The sequence below is a fragment of the Levilactobacillus namurensis genome (assembly GCF_032197885.1).
Lineage (GTDB): Bacteria > Bacillota > Bacilli > Lactobacillales > Lactobacillaceae > Levilactobacillus > Levilactobacillus namurensis_A.
The window spans coordinates 1,887,888-1,908,803 of record NZ_CP134159.1 but is presented as its reverse complement, the minus strand read 5'-3'; the positions used below and the strand labels follow the sequence as shown (position 1 = coordinate 1,908,803).

The window sequence follows — 20,916 nt, the reverse complement described above, 5'->3', positions numbered from 1 at the left end:
GAGGAGGCCTTAACTAATTGTTAGGTGTTAATCAATTTTGGAAGACCTTATTCTTGGTTTTTGGAACCTACATTAGACTGCCTTGCATATCATCGTCCAATCATACCTTCATGTTTTTGAAGGCGTTTTTGAAACGGCCAACTGTCGTTATATTCATCCGACTGTAAGCCGAGAGGACGGCCAGACAAGGCTCAGCCGTGAAATTATTCTTAGTTGGCGTTCCTCAGCCAGCTTAGAATAAGGTCCAGCTTCGAGACCGCCCTGTGGCTCGAAGTGGTGCCCACGGCGTTCCAGCCTTGTCTGGCCGTCCGGTAAGGCGCTGATAAAACCTGAATGAAGAAAGTCACAAGCCCAAGACCAGCATCGCGGGTTATTTTGTGGTTAAATAGAAACATAACACTAAAGTTTAGTAAGTAAATAGGTTGCCTTACAGTAACTCTAAGGCAGTATACTAATATTAGCCTGATGAAATGGTTGGTCGGAGAAGGAGGGTGACCGCAGTATGCAAGCCTTACACATCGGGATTCTGAATATCATGCACGACAAGGAGGCCACCAGTCAGCGGTTCCACCGGGTCTTGAGTACGCCGGAACAGCCCGTGGTCATTCACGAGTACTATCCCCGGCAACACTACGCGGGGCGGCCGGTCCCGGGTTCAGTGGCCCGCCTGATGCAGCCGCTAGACTTGTCGGCGGTGGCCCAATTAGACGGGTTCATCGTGACCGGGGCGCCTATCGAGACGATTCCGTTTTCCCAGATTACCTACATTCAGGAGCTCCGGGACCTCATGGCGACGTTAGCGAGCCACCAGATTCCCCAACTGTACCTGTGCTGGGGCGCGATGGCTGCGTTGAATCACTTCTACGGGATCACCAAGCACCGGTTGCCCCACAAGCTGTTCGGCGTTTACCCGCACCAGATTCTGCAGGAGACGCCGCTGCTAGCGGGACTGACGCCTGGTTTTGTGGCACCGCATGCCCGTTACGCCGAGATGGACACCGACCAGCTGGCCGCGACCCCGGACCTGCGGGTGGATGCCGTGACCACGGCGGGAGACCTGTTTTTGGTGGAGAACGGCCACCAGCGGCAGACCTTCATGTTTGCCCATTTGGAGTATGACCGCTGGGCGCTGGTCCACGAGTACCACCGCGAGCTCCTCGCGCACCCCGAGCGGACCTATCATCCGGCGGAAAACGACTTCGAGCCCACCACCATGGCGGTGCCACCATTTGCGTGGCAGACCAGTCAACACCGGTTCTTTACCAATTGGTTGGCTCAGGTTGCCCAGTGGCGGGCAGTCCAGGTTTGAAAAATGAAAGGAGTTTTTAGATTGGTTGCAAATTCGATTACAGAGTTAATTGGCAATACCCCTCTACTCAAGCTGAAGCGGGTGGTCCCCGAGGGGGCGGCCGACGTCTTAGTCAAGCTGGAGTTCTTCAACCCGGGCGGCTCCATCAAGGACCGTATCGCTCTAGGCATGATCAACGCCGCTGAGGCTTCCGGTCAGTTGAAGCCGGGGGGGACCATCGTGGAACCCACCAGTGGTAACACCGGGATTGGGTTGGCGTTAGTGGCGGCGGCCAAGGGTTACCACCTGATCATCACCATGCCCGAGACCATGAGTAAGGAACGCCGGGCCCTGATTCAGGGGTACGGGACGGAACTGATTTTGACGCCGGGCGCCGACGGGATGCCTGGGGCCATCAAGAAGGCCCAAGAACTGGCTAAGGCCCACGGTTACTTCCTGCCCATGCAGTTCGATAACGCTGCTAACCCCGCGGCCCAGGAAAAGACCACGGGTGAGGAGATTCTAAAGGCCTTAGACGGCCAAGCACCGGACGCCTTTATCGCCGGGGTCGGCACTGGTGGGACCCTGACCGGTGTGGGTCGGGCCTTACGGGCGGCGGATCCCCAGACGTTGATCTACGCCTTGGAAGCCGCTGAGTCACCACTGCTGAAGGAAGGCCATGGCGGCAAGCACAAGATTCAAGGAATCTCTGCCGGGTTCGTGCCTAAGGTCTTGGATACCAAGCTGTACAACGACATCGTCGAAGTTACCAGTGACCAAGCCATCGACATGGCGCGGCGGGTTAGCCGCGAAGAGGGCTTCCTCCCTGGGATTTCGGCCGGTGCCAACATCTTCGGCGCCATCGAAATCGCCAAGCAATTGGGCGCGGGCAAGACCGTAGTCACGGTCGCGCCGGATAACGGGGAACGTTACCTGTCCACGGACCTGTTTGACTTTTAACTAAAAATCAGAATTCGGACCAGCCTATCGCTAACGCGGGGGGCTGGTCTTTTTGCGTGGCAGTACCGGCTAAGACGGTTAGGCGGGGGCTGAATTGCGGGGTGTGAAAAGTCGCAACTTCAGAATGAAAGCAGTATCATTAAAGGCATAAGCAGTTTAACTGGGGGGATTCATGTGATTGATCAACGTGTGTTTAAATTTCCGGGTGTCCGGCGCCTGACCCTGTGGTTGGGTCTCCTGACGCTGGTCCAGGCGGTCCTGGTGATCCTGCAGGCCAAGTACCTGTCGGTGGCCATCGTCCACCTCTGGAAGATGCAGCCGATTGGGACTATCGTGGTGCCGCTGGCGTTGTTCGGGGTGGTCTTCTTGGGCCGCCATCTGGTGACGCTGGCCAAGAACTGGGTGACCTACCCGTTCGTGGAGACCACCACCAAGCAGTTGCGTAAGCGGTTCATGGCTAAGCTCTTCGACTTGGGGCCCAGCGTGGTGGCCCAACAAGGGACCGGGAACGTGGTCACCATGGGGTTGGAAGGTATCGACAAGATTCAGACCTACCTGATGATGATTGTCGGCAAGGTCTTGGACCTGTCGATCACGCCTTGGCTGGTCCTGCTATACATTGCCACGATTCAGTGGAAGGAAGCCCTGTTCTTGCTGGTGATCTACCCGCTGATCATCCTGTTCATGGTGATCTTGGGTCTGGCCGCACAAGCCAAGGCCGACCGGCAGTACGCGGGGTACCAGCGGCTGTCGAACCACTTCGTCGACACCTTGCGGGGGTTGCCGACGCTAAAGCAATTGGGATTAAATGAGACCTATGCTGGTAACGTCTACGAGGTCAGTGAGGACTACCGCAAGAAGACCATGGCCACGTTGACCATCGCCATGACCTCGACCTTCGCGCTGGACTTCTTCACCACCCTGTCGATCGCCATCATCGCGGTCTTCTTAGGGTTCGGCTTGATGGACAACACGATTCAGCTCTTGCCTGCGCTGATTATCTTGACGCTGGCACCGGACTACTTTGCACCGATTCGAAACTTCGCTAACGACTACCACGCCACACTGAACGGGAAGAACGCCCTGACGGCGGTGCTGGACATCTTGAGTCGGCCGACCCCGACGGACCGCAAGCTCTTAGCGCCTAGCGACCCGGTCTGGACGCCGGCCGATGGGCTGAGCATCCAGCACGTCAACGTGGGGTACGATGCGGACCACGCCACGTTGCAGGATATTAATTTTCAGGTCAAAGGTTTCCAAAAGGTCGGCATCATCGGGGCCTCGGGTTCCGGGAAATCGACGCTGATCAACACCTTAAGTGGGTTCTTGAGCCCCCAAGATGGGCAGATCACGGTCCGGGGCACTCAAGCACCGCACTTAGACCAACAGGCTTGGCAACGCAGCTTCGTATACATTCCCCAAGCCCCATACTTATTCCACGCCAGCCTGCGGGACAACCTGGCCTTCTACACGCCGGACGCCACTGACGAAGCCGTCCGGCAAGCGGCCGACCGTGCGGGCTTGAGCGACTGGATTGCGACGTTGCCCGACGGCTTAGCCACCCAGATTGGGGAAGGTGCCCGGGGCGTCTCCGGTGGGCAGGCCCAACGAATCGCGTTGGCCCGGGCCTTTCTGGACGATTCTCGGCGGATCTTGCTCTTTGACGAACCTACCGCGCACCTGGACATCGAGACCGAAATCGAGTTGAAGCAGGCCATGTTGCCGGTCTTCGACCACCACCTGGTCTTCTTCGCGACTCACCGGTTGCACTGGATGAACGAGATGGACTATATCCTGGTCCTGGACCACGGGCGACTCGTGGAACAGGGGACACCAGCAGAACTTCAGGCCAAAAACGGCGCGTACGTGCGGTTGCGGTCTGAAATGGCAGGGGAGGCGCCAGAAGTATGAAAGGATTTTTCAAAACGTTTGAACACGACCACTGGGTCATGCCATATCTCAAGAAGTACCGGGGCTTATTGACACTGGTGCTCTTCTTGGGCTTCATGACCTTCTTCTGTGGCGGGGCGTTGATGTTCAACTCCGGCTACCTGATCAGCCGTGCGGCGACCCACCCGTTTAACATCTTAATGATCTACGTCCCCATCGTCTTAGCCCGGGCGTTCGGAATCGGGCGGCCAGCCTTCCGGTACGCGGAACGCCTGACCAGCCATAATTGGGTCCTGCGCATCGTCTCGGACTTTCGCAAGCGGTTATACCAGTCCGTGGAGAAACAGGCGGTGGCGATTCGCCAGACCCATCAGACGGGGGATGTCTTGAGCATCCTGGCCGAGGACATCGACCACATCGAGAACCTCTACCTGCGGACGGTCTTTCCGTTAGTGATCGGCTGGCTGCTGTACCTGTTCATCGTGATCGGCATTGGCTACTTCAACTGGGCGTTCGGCCTGTTGATGCTGCTGTTACTGGGGGTCATCGTAGTAGTGATGCCGCTGTTATCGGTGGCGGTCAACGGCCGGCGGGAGTTCCAGGCCCGGCAGATTCAACGGCGCTTCTACACCCAATTGACGGATGCCGTCTTGGGACTGGGCGACTGGTTGATTTCCGGTCGGCGCCAGGACTTCTTGCAACGCCAAGACCAGCCCATCGATGATATCGCAGCCTTGCGCCGGGGCGACCACTACTTCCAGTGGTGGCGGAACTTGGCCATCCAAGTGGTCTTCGGGGCGGCCGTCATCTTGCTGGTCTGGTGGGCCGGGGTGACTTTCACCCATAACCAGGCGGAGAGTAACTGGGTCGCGGCCTTCGGGTTGGCCCTGTTCCCGACCATCGAGCCCTTCGCGGACATGAGCCAGGGGGTCAGTGAGTGGCCGGTCTACCGGGATTCCATCGACCGGGTCAACCGGCTGGACGAACACGAACCGGTGAAGGCCGCGCAACGGACCATCGACCTGCCGGCCACGCTGGCCGTGGACCAGGTGCAGTTCACCTATCCGGGCGCGCAACGCCAGGTGATCCAAGACCTCTCGCTGACGGTCAAGCCGGGTGAGAAGCTGGCGCTGTTGGGCCCCAGTGGGACCGGGAAGAGTACCCTGTTGAAGCTGATTTTGGGGGATGAAGCCCCCACGAACGGGCAGGTCACGTTAAATGGCGTGCCGGTCGCGCAGTTGCAGGATCAGCGGGCCCAGCTCTTCGGGGTCTTGGACCAACAACCATACTTGTTCAACACCACGGTGATGAACAACGTGCGGCTGGGGAATTTGAACGCGACCGATGAGCAGGTCCACGCGGCCATCAAAGCCGTGGAGCTGGACCAGTTGATTGGCAACTTGCCGGACGGGTACAACACCCAGGTCCAAGAGGCCGGGAGCCGCTTCTCCGGGGGTGAACGGCAGCGGTTGTCGCTGGCCCGAATCCTTTTGCAGGACGCACCAATCATCATCTTGGATGAGCCGACCGTGAGTCTGGACCCGATTACTGAAAAACACTTGCTGGATACGGTCTTTGACGTTTTGCACGACAAGACCATTATCTGGGTGACCCACCACCTGGCGGGCATCGAACACGTCAACCAGGTGCGCTTCATCGAACACGGCCACTTCGACATGCAGGGAACGCCACAGGAGCTGTACCGGGATAACGCCCGGTTCCGCGCCCTGTACGACCTGGACCGGGGTGAAACCACGAAATAAATTGGGAGGAGTCTGGGATCAAACGCCCAGGCTTTTTTTCTTATGTTCTTGAATGATACCGTGCTGAAACGTGGGACCAAAGGCAGTCAGTTCCGCTTAACCCCGTCAGTCAGATCATCCAACCCCGGGATGATCTGGCTGACGACGTTAATGCTCACTGACTAATCGCCTTTGGCCCCACTCTCCTCAGTTTGGCGTACCAGCAGACGCGACCAAGAAAACGCTATATAATAGGATTAATAAATAATGGGAGAGAGGGGGTAGCGACCATGCAACGACTTTTAGTGACCGGCGGGGCCGGCTTTATCGGGGCCAACTTTGTTCGGTACCTGGTGGCCCAGCACCCGGAGGTCCGTAAAATCATCGTGCTGGATAAGCTGACCTATGCGGGGAACCGCGCCAACCTGGCGGGTTTACCGGCGGACCGGGTCCAGTTGGTGGTGGGTGACGTCTGTGACGCGCCCCTGGTCGACCGGTTGGTGGCCCAGGTGGATGCGGTGGTCCACTACGCGGCGGAAAGTCACAACGACCGGTCGCTGGTGGACCCGGACCCGTTCGTACGGACCAACATTCTGGGGACCTACACCCTGTTACAGGCGTGTCGTAAATACGACGTGCGCTTCCACCAGGTTTCGACGGATGAAGTCTACGGCGACCTGCCGTTGACCGGAACAGCGGCCTTTACGCCGACGTCGCGGTACCAGCCGAGCAGTCCGTATTCGGCGACCAAGGCTAGTGCGGACCTGTTGGTGGGGGCCTGGGTCCGGTCGTTTGGTCTCCGAGCGACGATTTCCAACTGTTCGAATAACTATGGCCCTTACCAGTACGTCGAGAAGTTTATTCCCCGGCAGATCACCAACCTCTTAAGTGGACGGCGGCCCAAGCTCTACGGGACCGGGCGCAACGTCCGGGACTGGATCCACGTGGCGGACCATTCGCGGGCGGTGTGGTTGATCCTGACCCGGGGCCGGATTGGGCAGACTTACCTGATTGGCGCTCAGGGGGAGCACACCAACCGGGAAGTCTTGGAAATGATTTTGACGGCGATGGGCCAGCCCAAAGACGCCTACGACCAGGTACGTGACCGATTGGGCCACGACCAGCGGTACGCGATTGACGCCACTAAATTACGGGAAGAACTAGGCTGGCGGCCACAGTATACCGATTTTGCGGCGGGACTGCGCCAGACAATTGCCTGGTACCGCGACCATCCGGAGTGGTGGCAGGAGGCTAAGGCCCGCGTTGAGGCGACGTACGCCCGGCACGGACAGTGATTAGAGAAGGGGAATGACAATGGGAACCATTGAACACACGATTTTTGACACGGAACGGGCGCAGCGGTCGGTAGGTGGCGTCTACCCCATGGGGACGTTCGTCAATCTGACGCCTAGCGATTTTGACCAGACCAGGACGCAACTGTATCCCACCCGGGAGAGTCTGGGGTTCTTGAACGCTTTGCGGGAACGGCGGGGGACCCCCGTTCTCACGCCGACGTTCTTTAGGAGTCATCCTAACCGCAACCGGTTCATAACCAATACTCGTGGGACGGTCCAGGAACTGACGGACCGGTATCACCGGGCATTCAAGGTCTCGGCGCAGGGTGCGGAGTTGTTGGACCCTTGGGGCAATACGGCCAGTAACCATACTCTGGAGTTGACGGAGGTGGTGGATGACCAGGGGAGCCTGTACTACGTGTTCGCGGGCGGCTTCCCGATGATTGAGTGTAAGAGTGACCAGTTGGTGAATTACCGTCAGAACCCGTATCACCAGAACGTCTTCACGTTGAATCCCATGGGAGGAATCATCTACCATGAGGCCAGCTTGCAGGCTCTGGTGCTAGCATTGGCCCAGGATTATTTCCACCGCGAGTTGACCCCAGACCAGATTGTGGACCACACCAAGCTCCAGGTGGTGACCAGTCCGTTCTACCGGCAAGGCGGTCTCATGGTGAAGCAGGGCACCAGCCCGATTCGTCGGTTAGCGACCGTGATCAAGGTGGCGGCGACTTGGACGCCGATTGAGACGCTATAAGAAATAGACTCAGCCCGGAGATGTGGCCGAGCTTTTTTAGGTTCTGGACATAATTGATTGGGTACTTAGCTATGAGCAGGGGACTTTTTAAGGGAAGATGTCCCTTATGTTGTCAGTAGGGAAGGGTTATGCTGGTAGAGAATGGAGGGAGTTGGGGTAAAAAATGAACTTATTTGTTTTTTAGATAATTTGATACATATTTGTAAATAAGCTGTCATATTCGGCGACTGAAAACCTTAAGAAAACGAAAAGAACCGCGCGGTTGAGCCCTCTTTAATTTAGGGTAGTTTGAACAAAGAACTAACGTCTCATTAAGAATGGTTAAAGAAACTGTATTGTTTGCAACTGGTAACAGTGTTATGATTTCTTCAGTAATTAAATGATAATAGGTGTGTAATTTGATTGTTAACACCATTGTTGATACGTTATCAGATGCGGAGGAAACAGATGGATTCGGAACAAACAATTAGTGTGGGGCAAATTTTAGGTATCCTACGGAAGCGTCTTAAAGTAATTGTCTTGACGACGTTAGTGGTCACGATTGCGGCGGGCTTCGTGACTTTTTTTGTGATGACCCCGAAGTATGAAGCAACCACAGAGTTACTGGTCAACCGGAAGTTATCAGCGAATATGCAAGGCGCGGCCTTACAGCAAAATCAAGCAGATGTGCAGATGATTAGTACCTATAAGGATATTATGACCAGTCCGACAGTGCTGAAGAGCGTCCAGAAGAAAGTTGGAAATTATCCGGGGTACCCTGGCTCACTTGGTAAGCTAAAAAGTGCCATCTCAATTAGTAGTCAACAAAATTCTCAGGTCTTCTCGGTGACGGTGAAGACTAGTGATGCGCGAACTTCAGCAGCGATTGCTAATGCAACAGCTAAGGTCTTTAAGAAAAAAGTTGTTAAGATCATGAGTGTACATAATGTCTCGATTGTTTCAAAAGCAGCGCCAAATTTTGATGCTGTAAGTCCGCGGAAGAAACTTAACCTAATGGCGGGATTTGTCATTGGAATCATCTTGGGAGTTGGTTTTGCCTTTGTTCGCGAATTAAGTGACAAGACCGTTTCCGATGATGCGTTTATTACCGATGATTTAGGTCTAGTGAGCTTAGGACTGGTAAGCGAAATTGATGAAAAAGAGATTACCAAGCATCAACAACGGAAGCAACGGCGATTCAAACAAGATGTCTTAATTACTGGAGACAATGGCACGATTGAATCACGGGAACAACATAGAAGGGTCTAGGTGAAATAAATGGCATGGTTTAAACGTAAGCCTAAAAAGCTCGATAATAATAGTTTGAAGTATGGTGTTGGATTGGTTACCTACGATGATCCTTCCGGGATGGTTTCAGAACAGTTCAAGACGATTCGGACGAATATTCAATTTTCTTCAGTGGGTGAAGAACTGCATTCGATTATGTTTACGTCATCAGAGCCTTCCGAGGGTAAGTCAACGGTTAGTAACAATGTTGCAGTTACCTATGCGGATCAAGGTACCAGAGTAATTTTGATGGATGCTGATTTGCGGTGTCCTACGGTACATAAAACCTTTGGGGTTAGTAACCGGTTTGGTTTGTCGGGGTATTTAGCCGGTAATGCGTCATTGGATGAAATTATTCAACCAACTATGGTGGACGGCTTGTCTGTGATTTCGAGTGGACCAGTTCCGTCTAATCCATCTGAGCTATTGACGAGTTCTAAGATGGCAACTTTACTGGATGATTTAAAAGAGAAAGCAGATCTTCTGATTGTCGATGCACCACCGGTAAATACGGTTACGGATGCGCAATTACTGGGCGCACGGGTTGACGGCACAATCTTGGTGGTCCCGCAGGGAATCGCTGTTAAGGCAGGTGTCCGGCGAGCAAAGAAGTCTCTGGAGATTGTTCATGCTAACATTTTAGGGGCCATTATGAATCGTGTGACGGCACAGAAGTCTGGTGGCTATTATGGTGGTTATTATGGGGGTAACTACGGTGGCTACTATGGAACGGAAGATAAGAAATGAACGGATTAATTGACTTACATTGTCATATGTTACCGGGGGTTGATGATGGGGCAAAAGACTTACCCTTTGCTTTAGATATGGCTCGGGCAGCAGTTGACGAGGGAATTAGTCATATCTTACTGACACCGCACCATATGGATGGCGATTATACCAATCATCGGGCAGATGTTTTGAATCGGGTTGCTAACTTTCAGCAATCCATCCGGAATGCCGAAATCCCACTAACGGTGTTTCCGGGACAGGAAGTACATCTAACAGGGGATTTGTTAAAAGCTATTGATGCTAACGATGTTCTATATATGGATGAGGGTGGACGATATCTTCTGCTTGAGTTGCCACATAGTGGTGTTCCAGAGTATACAGAAGATATGATCTTTGAATTGAAAACTCGGGGAATTACACCAGTAATTGCACATCCAGAGCGAAATCATGGTTTCCAAAAGCATCCTGATAAATTATATGATTTTGTCACGATGGGATGTCTAACACAACTGACGAGTAGTAGCTATTTAGGAATTTTTGGCAAAGATGTTGAAAAGCTGACGTCAAAAATCATTGATTCTGGAATGGGATATATCTTTGCTTCAGATGCCCATAACTTCAAAGGTCGTCGATTTGTGATGAAAGAGGCTTTTGACAAGCTGGTAAAAGAAAAGGGTAAGGATTTTGCGGAGCACTTCAATGCCAATGCAAAAGCAATCATCAATGGGGATGATGTATCACGGGGAACGGCGCAGCGAATCTCGTCGTTGAAGAAAAAAAGGTTCTGGCTATTCTAGTGTAGGAGCTGGCAGTTTATGGAATATAGCGAAGGAAAGGTTAGACCAGTTGCGGTTGATACCGAATATCAACAACATCGTTATGGATACCGAGTTGTTAAACGAGTCTTTGATTTTATAGCCAGTCTCATTGGTTTAATTTTATTGTCTCCGGTTTTTTTGATTGTAGCAGTAGTTATTAAGATTGAAAATCCACATGGACCGATTTTTCTACGTTTTGTCAATAAAGATGTTGTTAAATCAATGTTTTATGATGAGAAATTTAGGGTCTAGGTTCCGGAACGATGTTCTTCGTTCCGGAGCCTAGGCCCTATTGCTATTATTTTAGTGATTTATAGCCAGCTAAATAAGCCTTGGAGGTATCAAATTTTTTTCAAGGCTGGTATTATAAACTATAATGAATGTTACTTCGATTGAGGGCTCAGCTCATAGGAGTAAGGTTGATTCGTTTTTATCAGGTATAGGATTGTTTTAATAAGACGATCCATTTGACGGACGATGAGTTTCTTCTTTGAAGAAGAAGCTTCTCGTCTTTTTTCGTATGCATCGCGAATATGATTGTCGCCCATCTTAGGATTAAGCATAAGAACGACCGTCCAATACAAGATTCGGCGTGCATGGGGATTACCGTGTTTGGTGATATGGCGAGCGGATTGATGGTCACCGGAGTCAACTTCCGTTGTGTCCAGGCCGACATAGCTGTTCAATTGCTGACGGGTATTGAACCGTCGGATATCACCTAATTCACTAATTAGCCGAATGGCGGTACTGCCACCAATACCAGGGATTGTTTGAAGAAGCGTAAACTCTGACAAGGATTTACCTAAGGCCATCATGCGCACGACCTGCTGGTCCTGCGCTGCTTCTAGGGTGAGAACTTGTTCCGCCAAAGCTTTCATTTGCCGCGTGTTATCCGAAGTAACGGGTACGGCGTCACCATTCTGAGCGGCCAGTTTCCATAACTTTCGTGCGGCATCGTGAATACGCCTAGCGTTCATCCCTTTGAAATGTGCTGCTGATATTCGTGCTTCTAACGCGTTAAGGTCGCCAATTTCACGAACGATTTGTGCATGCGGGAAGAGTGTTAGGATCTTCCAAGCCAGCTTTGTATCGAAGTTAAAGCCACCCTTGGAGGCCCCAAATGACGCAAATACAAGCTGTAAGACACGATGAGCTCGATTGCGGGCCCGTTTCTTATCCTCATTGAGTTGGTCGTAATAACGGTTCATATCCGTTAATTCACGATAGATGGGATCCTGTTTGTAAGCTAGAAGATAGGGCTCTAACTGTTCGGTAAACTCGGTAATCGCCAATCGGCGCGCATCACGTTGATCGTTTTTTCTCATTCGCGTACCAGTGGCGATGCGATTCTTAGCCGCCAGGGGATTTAAAATATGGTAATTCAAATTTTCTTGTTGAAGGAAATACTCTAAGCGCCGGGAGTAAACACCAGTCGCTTCAAAGACGATTTCCGCTTTTCCGCCGAACTGAAGCACGACGTGTTTCAGTTCATTAAATCCCAGTGCATCTAGAGGGACGGTCAGTTCTTTGGCGACGATTAAATCCGTCGCCACCGCAACGTTAGCTTTGTTTTTACTGACATCGATTCCAATAATTGTTCGCATAATCATATACTTGTCTTTCTGAAGTCTTCACGTCAGTTTTAGTAATCTCGTTTTCAAAACACGGCTTCGAGAGCCCAAATACTTTGATCAAATTGACTAAAACCAGTGAAGCGGCCATTTTTTATTACGGTCTCAAGGACCCAAAGCGCCCACGGCCTGTCTTCACTACCACTATAAAGTAATAGAGGCATAGGAGCACCCCGTCGGGTAACTTCTATGCCTCTAAGCTTAGTATTTTTTTATTCGCAAATTCGTTTGGGAAAGCATAAGGCACCTTTTAAAATGTATAAATTTCGTTCAATGGTAGTGGATGCTGATAAGATGCTCAATAAACTTGTTGATAAAAACGAAGTCGATGGTGCAATGTTTAAGATGAAAGATGACCCTAGAGTCACGAAGGTTGGAAAATTCATTAGAAAATACAGTGTTGATGAGTTACCACAATTAATGAATGTTCTTTTAGGACAAATGAGTTTGGTTGGGCCACGTCCGCCTCTTCCTAGAGAGGTTAAAGAATATACAGATTATGATAAACAGCGGTTACTTGTTAAACCAGGGTGTACGGGATTGTGGCAAGTTACTGCAAGAAATAGTGTTGGATTTAGTGAAATGGTTGATCTAGATCTGAGGTATATAAATCAACGTAGTTGCCTTTTTGATTTATATGTATTGGTTAAAACAGTAACTGTATTTTTTAAACCCAATGGGGCATATTAGTTAAGGAGAATTTGATGGTATCTGTTTCTGTAACTACAGTTCTTTATAATAATAGCAATGATCAAATTGAAAAATTTGTTCTCAATATGCTATCTGTTATGCGAGATTTCGATTGCAAAATTTATCTAGTAAATAATTCTTCTGAAAATGATAGACTTAGAAAGTTCTTAAAAAAATACAAGGATAATAGAATATGTGTAATTAACTCTTCTAAAAATGGGGGGGTTGCATACGGTAATAATGCGGTACTAAGTAATCTTAAAAGTGATTATCATTTTGTTGTTAATCCTGATGTGTACGTAAGTGATGATGTTCAAATAAAAAAGATGATAAATTATATGGAAAGTAATCCACAATATGGATTGCTTTCTCCATTGATTAAATTTCCGAGTGGCAAAATCCAACACTTATTAAAAAAAGAAGCGACTATTGCAGATATGGCGCTTAGATTTATTGGGCTTCCAATTTTTAAGAAGAGAAAAGCCCGATTTGTTAATTTACCGGATGGATATTCTAGTATTCATGATGCCGAGAATGTTCCCGGATCTTTTATGCTTTTTAGAACTAGTATATTTGAATCAATTGGCGGCTTTGATGAATCCTATTTTTTGTATATGGAAGATAGTGATATAACAAGGAAAGTTAATCAGGTATCCAAATCTGTTTTTTTCCCAGATGCTTTTGTATATCATGAATGGCAACGGGAAAATAGGAAGTCTGTACGTGGCGTGATTCAAATGTTGCGTAGCATGAAAATCTATTTTAATAAGTGGGGTTGGAAGCTTTGGTAGAACATTTTAACGTTGATTTTGTTGTTACTTGGGTTAATGGACAAGATAAAACCTGGCTTGAAAAGTATAATAAATATAGTGACGAAGATACTTTAGATGTAAAAAATGCTAGATTTCGTGACTTTTACATATTTCAGTATTGGTTTAGGGCCGTGGAGAAGTATGCTCCTTGGGTTCATCATATTTTTTTGGTTACAGATCGTCAGGTTCCAACATGGCTAAATGTTGATAATAAAAAATTGACTGTGGTGGATCATTCACAATTGATTGATGCTAAGTATCTTCCAGTTTTTAATTCAAGTGCAATTGAACTTAATTTATATAAAATCCCCTCTTTGTCAGAGCATTTTGTTTACTTTAATGATGATATGTTTTTGAATAGGCCCATCAAAAAAACAGACTTTTTTTCGAAGTCTGGATTGCCAAAAGACACTGCAGGATTAAACGCGATTCAACCCATGTTTGATTTCGATTATATTCATGAAAATAATATGCGAATAATCAACCAAAACTTTAATAAAAAAGAAGTTATGAAAAAACACTTTTTTAAATTTATTAATCCTGTCAATATGGAACTAAATATTTACACAATATTGCTGTTTTTCTGGCCTAGATTTACTCGCTTTTTTGATTTACACTATCCTTACTCATTACGTAAGTCTAAAATGAAAATGGTAATTCAAAGTAACCATTCTGCTTATGTACAAACTATGAATGATAGATTTAGGTCTAAACAAGATATTACAATTTGGCTAGTGAGATACTACTCCTTGGTTAATGGGGAGTTTTCAGTTCGAAGTCCTAGAGTAGGAAAAATATATGATTTATATACTAATTTTGATGCGGCAAATAAAGATATAAGAAATGGAAAACATAAAATGATTGTTATTAATGATGATGCTAATATTGATCATAAAATGTTTAAGAAAATATCACATTCATTACGGCAGACTTTTGAGGGGAAATTCCCCGATAAGTCATCTTTTGAAAATTGAGGTATGATTTTGGGAAAATTCGACAAAACTTTTTTAGCATTTTTTTTACTAATTCAAGCTAATCTATTTGATTTGGTTAATTTACGATCGGTGTCGGGTTTGATATCGTATCCGCAAAAGAAACTACTGGTTTTGATTATTTTTATATATATTTTTTTAAGAGCTATTTTTGTGAAGTCCAAATCTGATTTCAGAATTGATAGACGTTTCACCTTATTTACTAGCCTGATGTTATTTACTTGGGTTTTAGTTTTGTTTGGAACTAGCTCCAAATTTGATCAATCACTATTTTCGACATTTCTAGTAGGGTATTTTTTCTTAATTTTGTTTTTATACTTTCCTTATACTAGTTTTCTTAATAATTGGGATGCGTGGGTAGATTTTGTTAAAATGTTTTCCGTGTTCTCTTTGATTTTATCTATAACCAAGATGCTACAATCTTGGTTAATTGTTCACTCTGATGTTAGGTATCCTTTTTTAAATTCTAATTTAGACTTTATGTCAGCTTCTTCTTTGAGGTATGTGAAATTAGGATTCACGCGTATTCCTTCAGCGTCAGATTTTGTTTTTTACGCAACTCTTTTCTTATTGATTTTTCATCTTATTCATAAAAGAGTGTTTTCAGGTATGACTACATACCTAATTTTAGGAATAAATACGCTGTATATAGTATTCGTAGGTCAAACGCGGTCGTACATTGTGTTATTGCTCATAGTATACATAATAGCAGCCTTTATTAGGATTAAAGAGAAATTTGATTTTTCTTTAATCTTAATGATAATAATTACATTATCTGTTCCTGTAATACTACTTATATTGTATGTTATTAATAGGCTTTTGTATGGGGATGCTAATCGAGTAAGTTCTCTTTCTATTCGGTTAGAAGCGGTTAAATATTATATATCTAATCTGAGATTTAGTGGTTGGTTTTCAATGGGATTTGCTAGAGACTCTGTTTATGGTAATTTAATTCACAATCAATATGTTACTAATTTAGGGCAAGTGGTTACTTATAATTATGACGATGTAGGTATAGTTGGTTTTCTAGCACAATTTGGCTTAGTTGGTATTGTTGATATGGTCATATATGCTGTTACTTTGATGGTAAGCTTTATCAAATCCAGAAAAAAGGAAATTAGTTTTTTGATAATTGTGGTGATTCTTGGAAGCTGTATTAATCTTTCTCTACTTGATCCCCAACGAATATTCTACTTGCCGATGGTGTTAGTGATGCTGGACTTTATTTCGTCAAGTAAGTATAGCTCTTAGGAGGGAGCGCTGGTTATGAAAAAGGTCAGTATTATTATCAAATGTTTTGGTATTGTAAAAGGAATTAAGTATATTTCTATAAAGTTAATTGGGCTGTTCTTGCGTATGATTTTTAGATTACTAGGTAGTAAAATGGATGGATTTGCTTCTGTTTTGAAGAGAGTAGCTTCTAAGACCGATGAAATGATAGAAGATTATATTTATGAAAAATATAAGCCCATATTTTATAAATACTCAAAATACCGTGAGGAGGGGGTAGTACCTTCCCAGAAGATATTATGGACGGTATGGCTTCAAGGAGAGGCAAATCTTCCTTATGCAGTTTCTGAATGTATAAAGTCTATGAAGCGTAATGCAGGTGAGTATACTGTACAGGTAGTGTCTTTGGAAAACTTGAATCGATATCTAGATGTTGACTCAAGTGTTATTGAAAGTTTTAATGAAGGACATATTTCTGCTGCCCATCTAAGCGATTATTTACGGGTTATGCTTCTGAAAAGATATGGTGGGGTTTGGTTAGACGCTACTCAGTACATGGTTCGACCGCTTCCGGATGATATATGGAACTTTGAATTGTTGGTCTGGAATAAAGTACGCGACATTACCTCCCGTAATATGTATGTGGCAATTCCGTTTGTTGAAAAATTCAACAATGGTTTTCTAGTTGGTAAAAGAAACTCATTATTTTATAGCTTTGCAGCTGATATAACGTTTGAATTACTTAGTGATCCTATTTTAAAAATCGATTATTTTTCTAATTTCAAAGCTTATTTTGCAGGTGTAAAAAGGATTCCTGAATTGAAGAAGCAATGGAGTAGAATGGAACCTGTAAATCAGTATGGACTACTTACAAGGCAACTTTGGAATAAGCCAATAACGCAGAATGTTGCCAATTTGATTGATAAGGATGAAAATATCTTTTTTGTTTTTACATATAAGCTCGTTTGGAAGAATAGTGTTAATGGTGTAAAAACAGTACAAGAATATATATTGGAGAGTTACCAATGAAAATCGCAATTTTATTGAATTATGTTAATTATAGACAGACGGTGGCATGTTGCGATAATCTATTAATTTCGGGAATGGACGAAGTTGTTATTGTAGATAATGCATCAAATAATGGATCATATCAGTTCTTGAAAGATAAGTATGGGGTAAGTGAAAGTGTTCATGTTATAAAGTCGAAAAAGAATTTCGGGTATGCTCAGGGAAACAATATTGGGCTTAAGTATGCTGAAAGTCGATTCCAATTGCATGAGCAAAATTCCATATTTATTGTTAATCCGGATGTCGTAGTTTCAGAAAAAACGATTAACTATTTGGATAATTTCGTAATGAGAACACCAAACGCTGGTGCTGTGACTGCGCTGATAAACGGAACGGTTAACTCAGCTTGGCATCATATGACCCCATTGAGTTCTTTTATATATAATTCATGGATATTGAAGTGGATTTTATTAAAAATGGGATTTAGGGAAGGTAGTTTTTATAGGGAGAGTAGTAATGAGGATGCATTTATCCCAGTAGATGTTGTTACGGGAGCTTTTTTTTGCATTAAACAGAGTGTTTTTAAAAAGATTGGGTACTTTGATAGTGGTACATTCCTTTATTATGAAGAAGAAGCATTATATTGTAGATTGCTGGATGACGACTTTCAAAATTATTTATTAAATTGCGTGAATTTTGAACATGTAGGTCGAGGATCTACTAGCTTGAAAAAATTGTCCTTTAAAAAGATAAATGATTATAGCAGGCTATATGTAGTTTCAAAATACTATAATGCGGGAAGTTTTTACAAGAGAATGTACCATGTTGTAAATGCTGTAGATAATTTCATTCTAATTTTGTTGAGAAGAGTGTCTTCTTGAAATGCAAGGGAGTAATTAAAGTATGAAAGGAATAATTTTAGCGGGTGGATCAGGAACCAGACTTTATCCGATAACGAAGTCAATATCAAAACAATTAGTGCCAGTATACGATAAACCCATGATATATTATCCGCTGTCCACTTTAATGTTAGCAGGGATTAAAGATATTTTAGTTATATCCACGCCGAGAGATCTTCCTCGGTTTGAGGATTTATTTGGTGATGGTAGTTTTTTGGGATTAAATATTTCCTATAAGGTTCAAGAACAACCTAAGGGGTTGGCTCAAGCATTTATTATTGCCGAGGACTTCATTGATAATGATACGGTGTGCTTGATACTGGGTGATAATATTTATTATGGTGGTGGATTATCTGAACTTCTTCAAAGTGTTTCAAGTAAGAAGGTTGGAGCAACTGTATTTGGGTATCATGTTAATGATCCTGAGAGATTTGGTGTGGTATCTTTTGATAAAGATAAACATGTAAAATCTATTGAAGAGAAGCCAAACCATCCAGCTAGTAATTATGCTATAACAGGAATGTATTTTTATGATAATCAGGTCGTAGATATTGCTAAAGGACTTAAACCGTCTAGACGTGGTGAGTTAGAAATAACAGATATTAATCAAACATATTTGCGTGAGGGCTTGCTGGATGTGAAATTGATGGGACGTGGTTTTGCATGGTTAGATACGGGAACCCATGATTCACTTCAGGAAGCTAGTAATTTTATTGCAACGGTTGAGAAAAGGCAAAATTTAAAAATCGCTTGCCTAGAGGAAGTAGCTTATCGTATGGGGTATATTGATAAAGAAGCAGTCTATAATTTGGCTCAGCCTCTAAAAAAGAATGACTACGGTCAGTACTTGTTAAGACTTATAAATCGTGTATAGAAAGAAGGTTTGATATTTGAAAGTCATAAAGAATTATTTCTATAATAGTTCATATCAAATTTTCTTAATTATTTTACCAATTATTACGCTTCCATACGTGTCACGAATTTTAGGCCCAACGTATTTAGGGATAAATTCATACACGTATTCCCTGACTAATTATTTTGTCTTGTTTGCGGTTTTAGGAACAACCGTTTATGGGCAACGCGAAATTGCATATTTAAGAAATAATAGGCGAGGAAGATCAGTCCTATTTTGGGAATTAGAGTTTTTAAATCTGCTCACTACAGGGATTTCTTTCCTCGTACTAGTGATGGTAATATTTGGAATGCCTAATTACCATATCTTTATGTGGGCTTACTCTATAAACGTGATTGCTAACGTTTTTGATGTGTCTTGGTTATTTATGGGTACTGAGCGATTCTCGGTTTTGGTAATCCGAAATTTTTTTGTTAAAATCACCTCGGTCGTGTTGATATTTACTTTAGTTAAAAGTAGTGATGATTTAATTACCTATGTGCTAATTAACTCGCTATCTGTTCTTTTCTCTAATCTTTTGTTGTGGCCGTATTTAAAGGAATTAATATCGTTTGATGTAAAAGTATTATTACCGGATATGCACCCATTTCAACATCTTAGAGGTACGATTGCACTGTTTGTCCCGCAGATTTCCATAACGTTGTATACCGTATTAAATAAGATCATTCTAGGATATATGGGTAAAATTAGGGAAGAAAGTTATTTTGACAATTCTGATAAAATTGTGAGGTTAGTATTTACTGTTTTGACATCGTTGTCCACTGTTTTAATGCCCGTTGTTGCAGGTGAAATATCTAAGGGAAAAAGTGAAAATGTTCAAAAATTGTTAAAGTTATCGTTATCATTTAGTTTGTTTATTGTCTTCCCCTTATGTTTTGGATTAATTGCTTTGTCTTCACAATTAATCCCCTTGTTTTTAGGTAATCAGTATAGGGGAGCTATTATTTTACTTCAGATACAGTCCGTTATATTGATACCGATGACTATTGCTAACGTGATAGGTAATCAATACTTGGTTCCGTCAAGAAAGAGTAGACAATTAAACGTATCGATTATCACAGGGAGCATCTTTAATATTCTAGTAAGTTTTCCACTAATTTATTATTATGGAGCTCTAGGTGCTGCTTATGCAATACTTATGTCTGAATCATTAGTTACTGTTATGCAAGTAATTCAGGTAAAAGGTATGTTGTTATTTAAGGGAATGGGCGGAGATTTAGTGAAAGCTTTTATGTCTGCATTGGTTATGGGGCTGGTGGTTTTACTTGAGCAATCATTGCTCTCCGGTTGGATATCGATTATCTTTGGAATAGGATTGGGCGTAGTGGTTTACGCTTGTGTGTTGTTAATGTGTCGAACGCGTTTAGTAAAATATGTAGTAAAGGAATATAAAATTAGGAGGAAAACTTTTGGGTAAATTAAAAATTACAACAACTAAATTACAAGATGTTAAAATTATTGAACCAGCAGTTTTCGGTGATCACCGAGGTTTCTTCACGGAAACTTATTCTGATCGAGACTTTAAAGAAGCTGGAATTAATTTCAACTTTATTCAAGATAATCAATCATTATCCGCCCATGCTGGCGTGTTGCGGGGATTGCATTTTCAACGTGGTAAGGCGGCTCAAACAAAGCTAATTCGGGTTGTTACAGGCGCTGTATTAGACGTGATTGTTGATGTTCGTAAGGGTTCACCTACATATAAGCAATGGGAAGGTTATATTATTTCTGCAAGTAACCATCGTCAATTGTTGGTTCCTAAGGGATTTGCACATGGTTTTGTAACGTTAACGGATAACGTTAACTTTCTATACAAGTGTGATAATTACTATGATGCGGAAGCTGATGGTGGTTTTTCATTTAAGACGCCGGAATTAGGAATTGATTGGCCAATTGATTTTGATAAGGCGATTACCTCTGAAAAAGATGCTCAGCAACCAACTTTTACTGAATTTGAGAAGAACAATCCGTTTGTTTATGGTGAAATCTAGGAGGC

General features: G+C 44.8%; 19 protein-coding genes and 1 pseudogene. 19 read left to right on the top strand and 1 reads right to left on the bottom strand.

Going from position 1 to position 20,916, the window contains the following annotated elements:
* Nucleotides 1-502 precede the first annotated feature (502 nt).
* The 10 genes from RIN67_RS09240 to RIN67_RS09195 all read left to right on the top strand — a co-directional run bounded on the left by RIN67_RS09240 (nucleotide 503) and on the right by RIN67_RS09195 (nucleotide 10,997).
* Nucleotides 503-1,309: a homoserine O-acetyltransferase/O-succinyltransferase family protein gene (locus RIN67_RS09240; RefSeq protein WP_313825909.1), complete on the top strand. Its 807-nt coding sequence runs from the start codon at nucleotides 503-505 to the stop codon at nucleotides 1,307-1,309.
* Nucleotides 1,310-1,330: 21 nt separating this feature from the next.
* Nucleotides 1,331-2,248: a cysteine synthase A gene (cysK, locus tag RIN67_RS09235; RefSeq protein WP_024747774.1), complete on the top strand. Its 918-nt coding sequence runs from the start codon at nucleotides 1,331-1,333 to the stop codon at nucleotides 2,246-2,248.
* Between the two features lie 174 nt (nucleotides 2,249-2,422).
* Nucleotides 2,423-4,159 carry a thiol reductant ABC exporter subunit CydD gene (cydD, locus tag RIN67_RS09230; RefSeq protein ID WP_313825910.1) on the top strand — a complete coding sequence of 579 codons (1,737 nt, stop codon included), beginning with the start codon at nucleotides 2,423-2,425 and terminating at the stop codon, nucleotides 4,157-4,159.
* A complete protein-coding gene (gene cydC / locus RIN67_RS09225; protein ID WP_264999331.1) occupies nucleotides 4,156-5,901 on the top strand; it encodes a thiol reductant ABC exporter subunit CydC in 1,746 nt (581 codons plus the stop codon). The genes cydD and cydC overlap by 4 nt, the downstream gene beginning before the upstream one ends.
* A 269-nt stretch (nucleotides 5,902-6,170) precedes the next feature.
* Nucleotides 6,171-7,175, top strand: a complete 1,005-nt coding sequence (gene rfbB, locus RIN67_RS09220) for a dTDP-glucose 4,6-dehydratase (RefSeq protein ID WP_264999330.1) — start codon at nucleotides 6,171-6,173, stop codon at nucleotides 7,173-7,175.
* Nucleotides 7,176-7,194: 19 nt separating this feature from the next.
* Nucleotides 7,195-7,932, top strand: a complete 738-nt coding sequence (locus tag RIN67_RS09215; RefSeq protein WP_264999329.1) for a hypothetical protein — start codon at nucleotides 7,195-7,197, stop codon at nucleotides 7,930-7,932.
* A 447-nt stretch (nucleotides 7,933-8,379) separates the two neighbouring features.
* Nucleotides 8,380-9,180 carry a YveK family protein gene (locus tag RIN67_RS09210; protein ID WP_264999328.1) on the top strand — a complete coding sequence of 267 codons (801 nt, stop codon included), beginning with the start codon at nucleotides 8,380-8,382 and terminating at the stop codon, nucleotides 9,178-9,180.
* Nucleotides 9,181-9,189: 9 nt separating this feature from the next.
* On the top strand, nucleotides 9,190-9,945 hold the full coding sequence (locus tag RIN67_RS09205) for a CpsD/CapB family tyrosine-protein kinase (RefSeq protein WP_264999327.1): 756 nt from the start codon (nucleotides 9,190-9,192) through the stop codon (nucleotides 9,943-9,945).
* Nucleotides 9,942-10,724 (top strand): tyrosine-protein phosphatase, encoded by a 783-nt coding sequence (locus RIN67_RS09200; RefSeq protein WP_264999326.1) that lies wholly within the window; start codon nucleotides 9,942-9,944, stop codon nucleotides 10,722-10,724. Before RIN67_RS09205 ends, RIN67_RS09200 begins: the two co-directional genes overlap by 4 nt.
* A gap of 18 nt (nucleotides 10,725-10,742) precedes the next feature.
* Complete coding sequence (locus RIN67_RS09195) at nucleotides 10,743-10,997, top strand: sugar transferase (RefSeq protein ID WP_264999325.1); 255 nt, start codon at nucleotides 10,743-10,745, stop codon at nucleotides 10,995-10,997.
* 131 nt (nucleotides 10,998-11,128) lie between these two features.
* Here RIN67_RS09195 and RIN67_RS09190 read toward each other — a convergent pair whose 3' ends face one another.
* Entirely contained in the window at nucleotides 11,129-12,355 is a 1,227-nt protein-coding gene (locus tag RIN67_RS09190) for an IS110 family RNA-guided transposase (protein WP_313872918.1), read from the bottom strand.
* 231 nt (nucleotides 12,356-12,586) lie between these two features.
* Between RIN67_RS09190 and RIN67_RS09185 the strand changes: the two are divergent.
* The 9 genes and pseudogenes from RIN67_RS09185 to rfbC form a co-directional block, all read left to right on the top strand.
* Nucleotides 12,587-13,066, top strand: a pseudogene (locus RIN67_RS09185) (sugar transferase); the annotation flags it as partial.
* Between the two features lie 14 nt (nucleotides 13,067-13,080).
* The gene (locus tag RIN67_RS09180; protein ID WP_265000368.1) at nucleotides 13,081-13,857 is read left to right on the top strand and encodes a glycosyltransferase; all 777 of its coding nucleotides are present in this window, start codon (nucleotides 13,081-13,083) and stop codon (nucleotides 13,855-13,857) included.
* Nucleotides 13,851-14,852, top strand: coding sequence for a stealth family protein (locus RIN67_RS09175; protein ID WP_265000367.1), 1,002 nt, complete (start codon nucleotides 13,851-13,853; stop codon nucleotides 14,850-14,852). Before RIN67_RS09180 ends, RIN67_RS09175 begins: the two co-directional genes overlap by 7 nt.
* 171 nt (nucleotides 14,853-15,023) lie before the next feature.
* The gene (locus RIN67_RS09170; RefSeq protein WP_265000366.1) at nucleotides 15,024-16,121 is read left to right on the top strand and encodes a hypothetical protein; all 1,098 of its coding nucleotides are present in this window, start codon (nucleotides 15,024-15,026) and stop codon (nucleotides 16,119-16,121) included.
* A gap of 15 nt (nucleotides 16,122-16,136) precedes the next feature.
* The gene (locus RIN67_RS09165) at nucleotides 16,137-17,129 is read left to right on the top strand and encodes a capsular polysaccharide synthesis protein (protein ID WP_265000365.1); all 993 of its coding nucleotides are present in this window, start codon (nucleotides 16,137-16,139) and stop codon (nucleotides 17,127-17,129) included.
* Complete coding sequence (locus RIN67_RS09160; protein ID WP_265000364.1) at nucleotides 17,126-17,989, top strand: glycosyltransferase; 864 nt, start codon at nucleotides 17,126-17,128, stop codon at nucleotides 17,987-17,989. Before RIN67_RS09165 ends, RIN67_RS09160 begins: the two co-directional genes overlap by 4 nt.
* Before the next feature lie 22 nt (nucleotides 17,990-18,011).
* Nucleotides 18,012-18,881 carry a glucose-1-phosphate thymidylyltransferase RfbA gene (gene rfbA, locus RIN67_RS09155; protein WP_265000363.1) on the top strand — a complete coding sequence of 290 codons (870 nt, stop codon included), beginning with the start codon at nucleotides 18,012-18,014 and terminating at the stop codon, nucleotides 18,879-18,881.
* A 16-nt stretch (nucleotides 18,882-18,897) separates the two neighbouring features.
* A complete protein-coding gene (locus tag RIN67_RS09150; protein ID WP_265000362.1) occupies nucleotides 18,898-20,337 on the top strand; it encodes an oligosaccharide flippase family protein in 1,440 nt (479 codons plus the stop codon).
* On the top strand, nucleotides 20,330-20,911 hold the full coding sequence (gene rfbC / locus RIN67_RS09145; RefSeq protein ID WP_265000361.1) for a dTDP-4-dehydrorhamnose 3,5-epimerase: 582 nt from the start codon (nucleotides 20,330-20,332) through the stop codon (nucleotides 20,909-20,911). The genes RIN67_RS09150 and rfbC overlap by 8 nt, the downstream gene beginning before the upstream one ends.
* Nucleotides 20,912-20,916 lie beyond the last annotated feature (5 nt).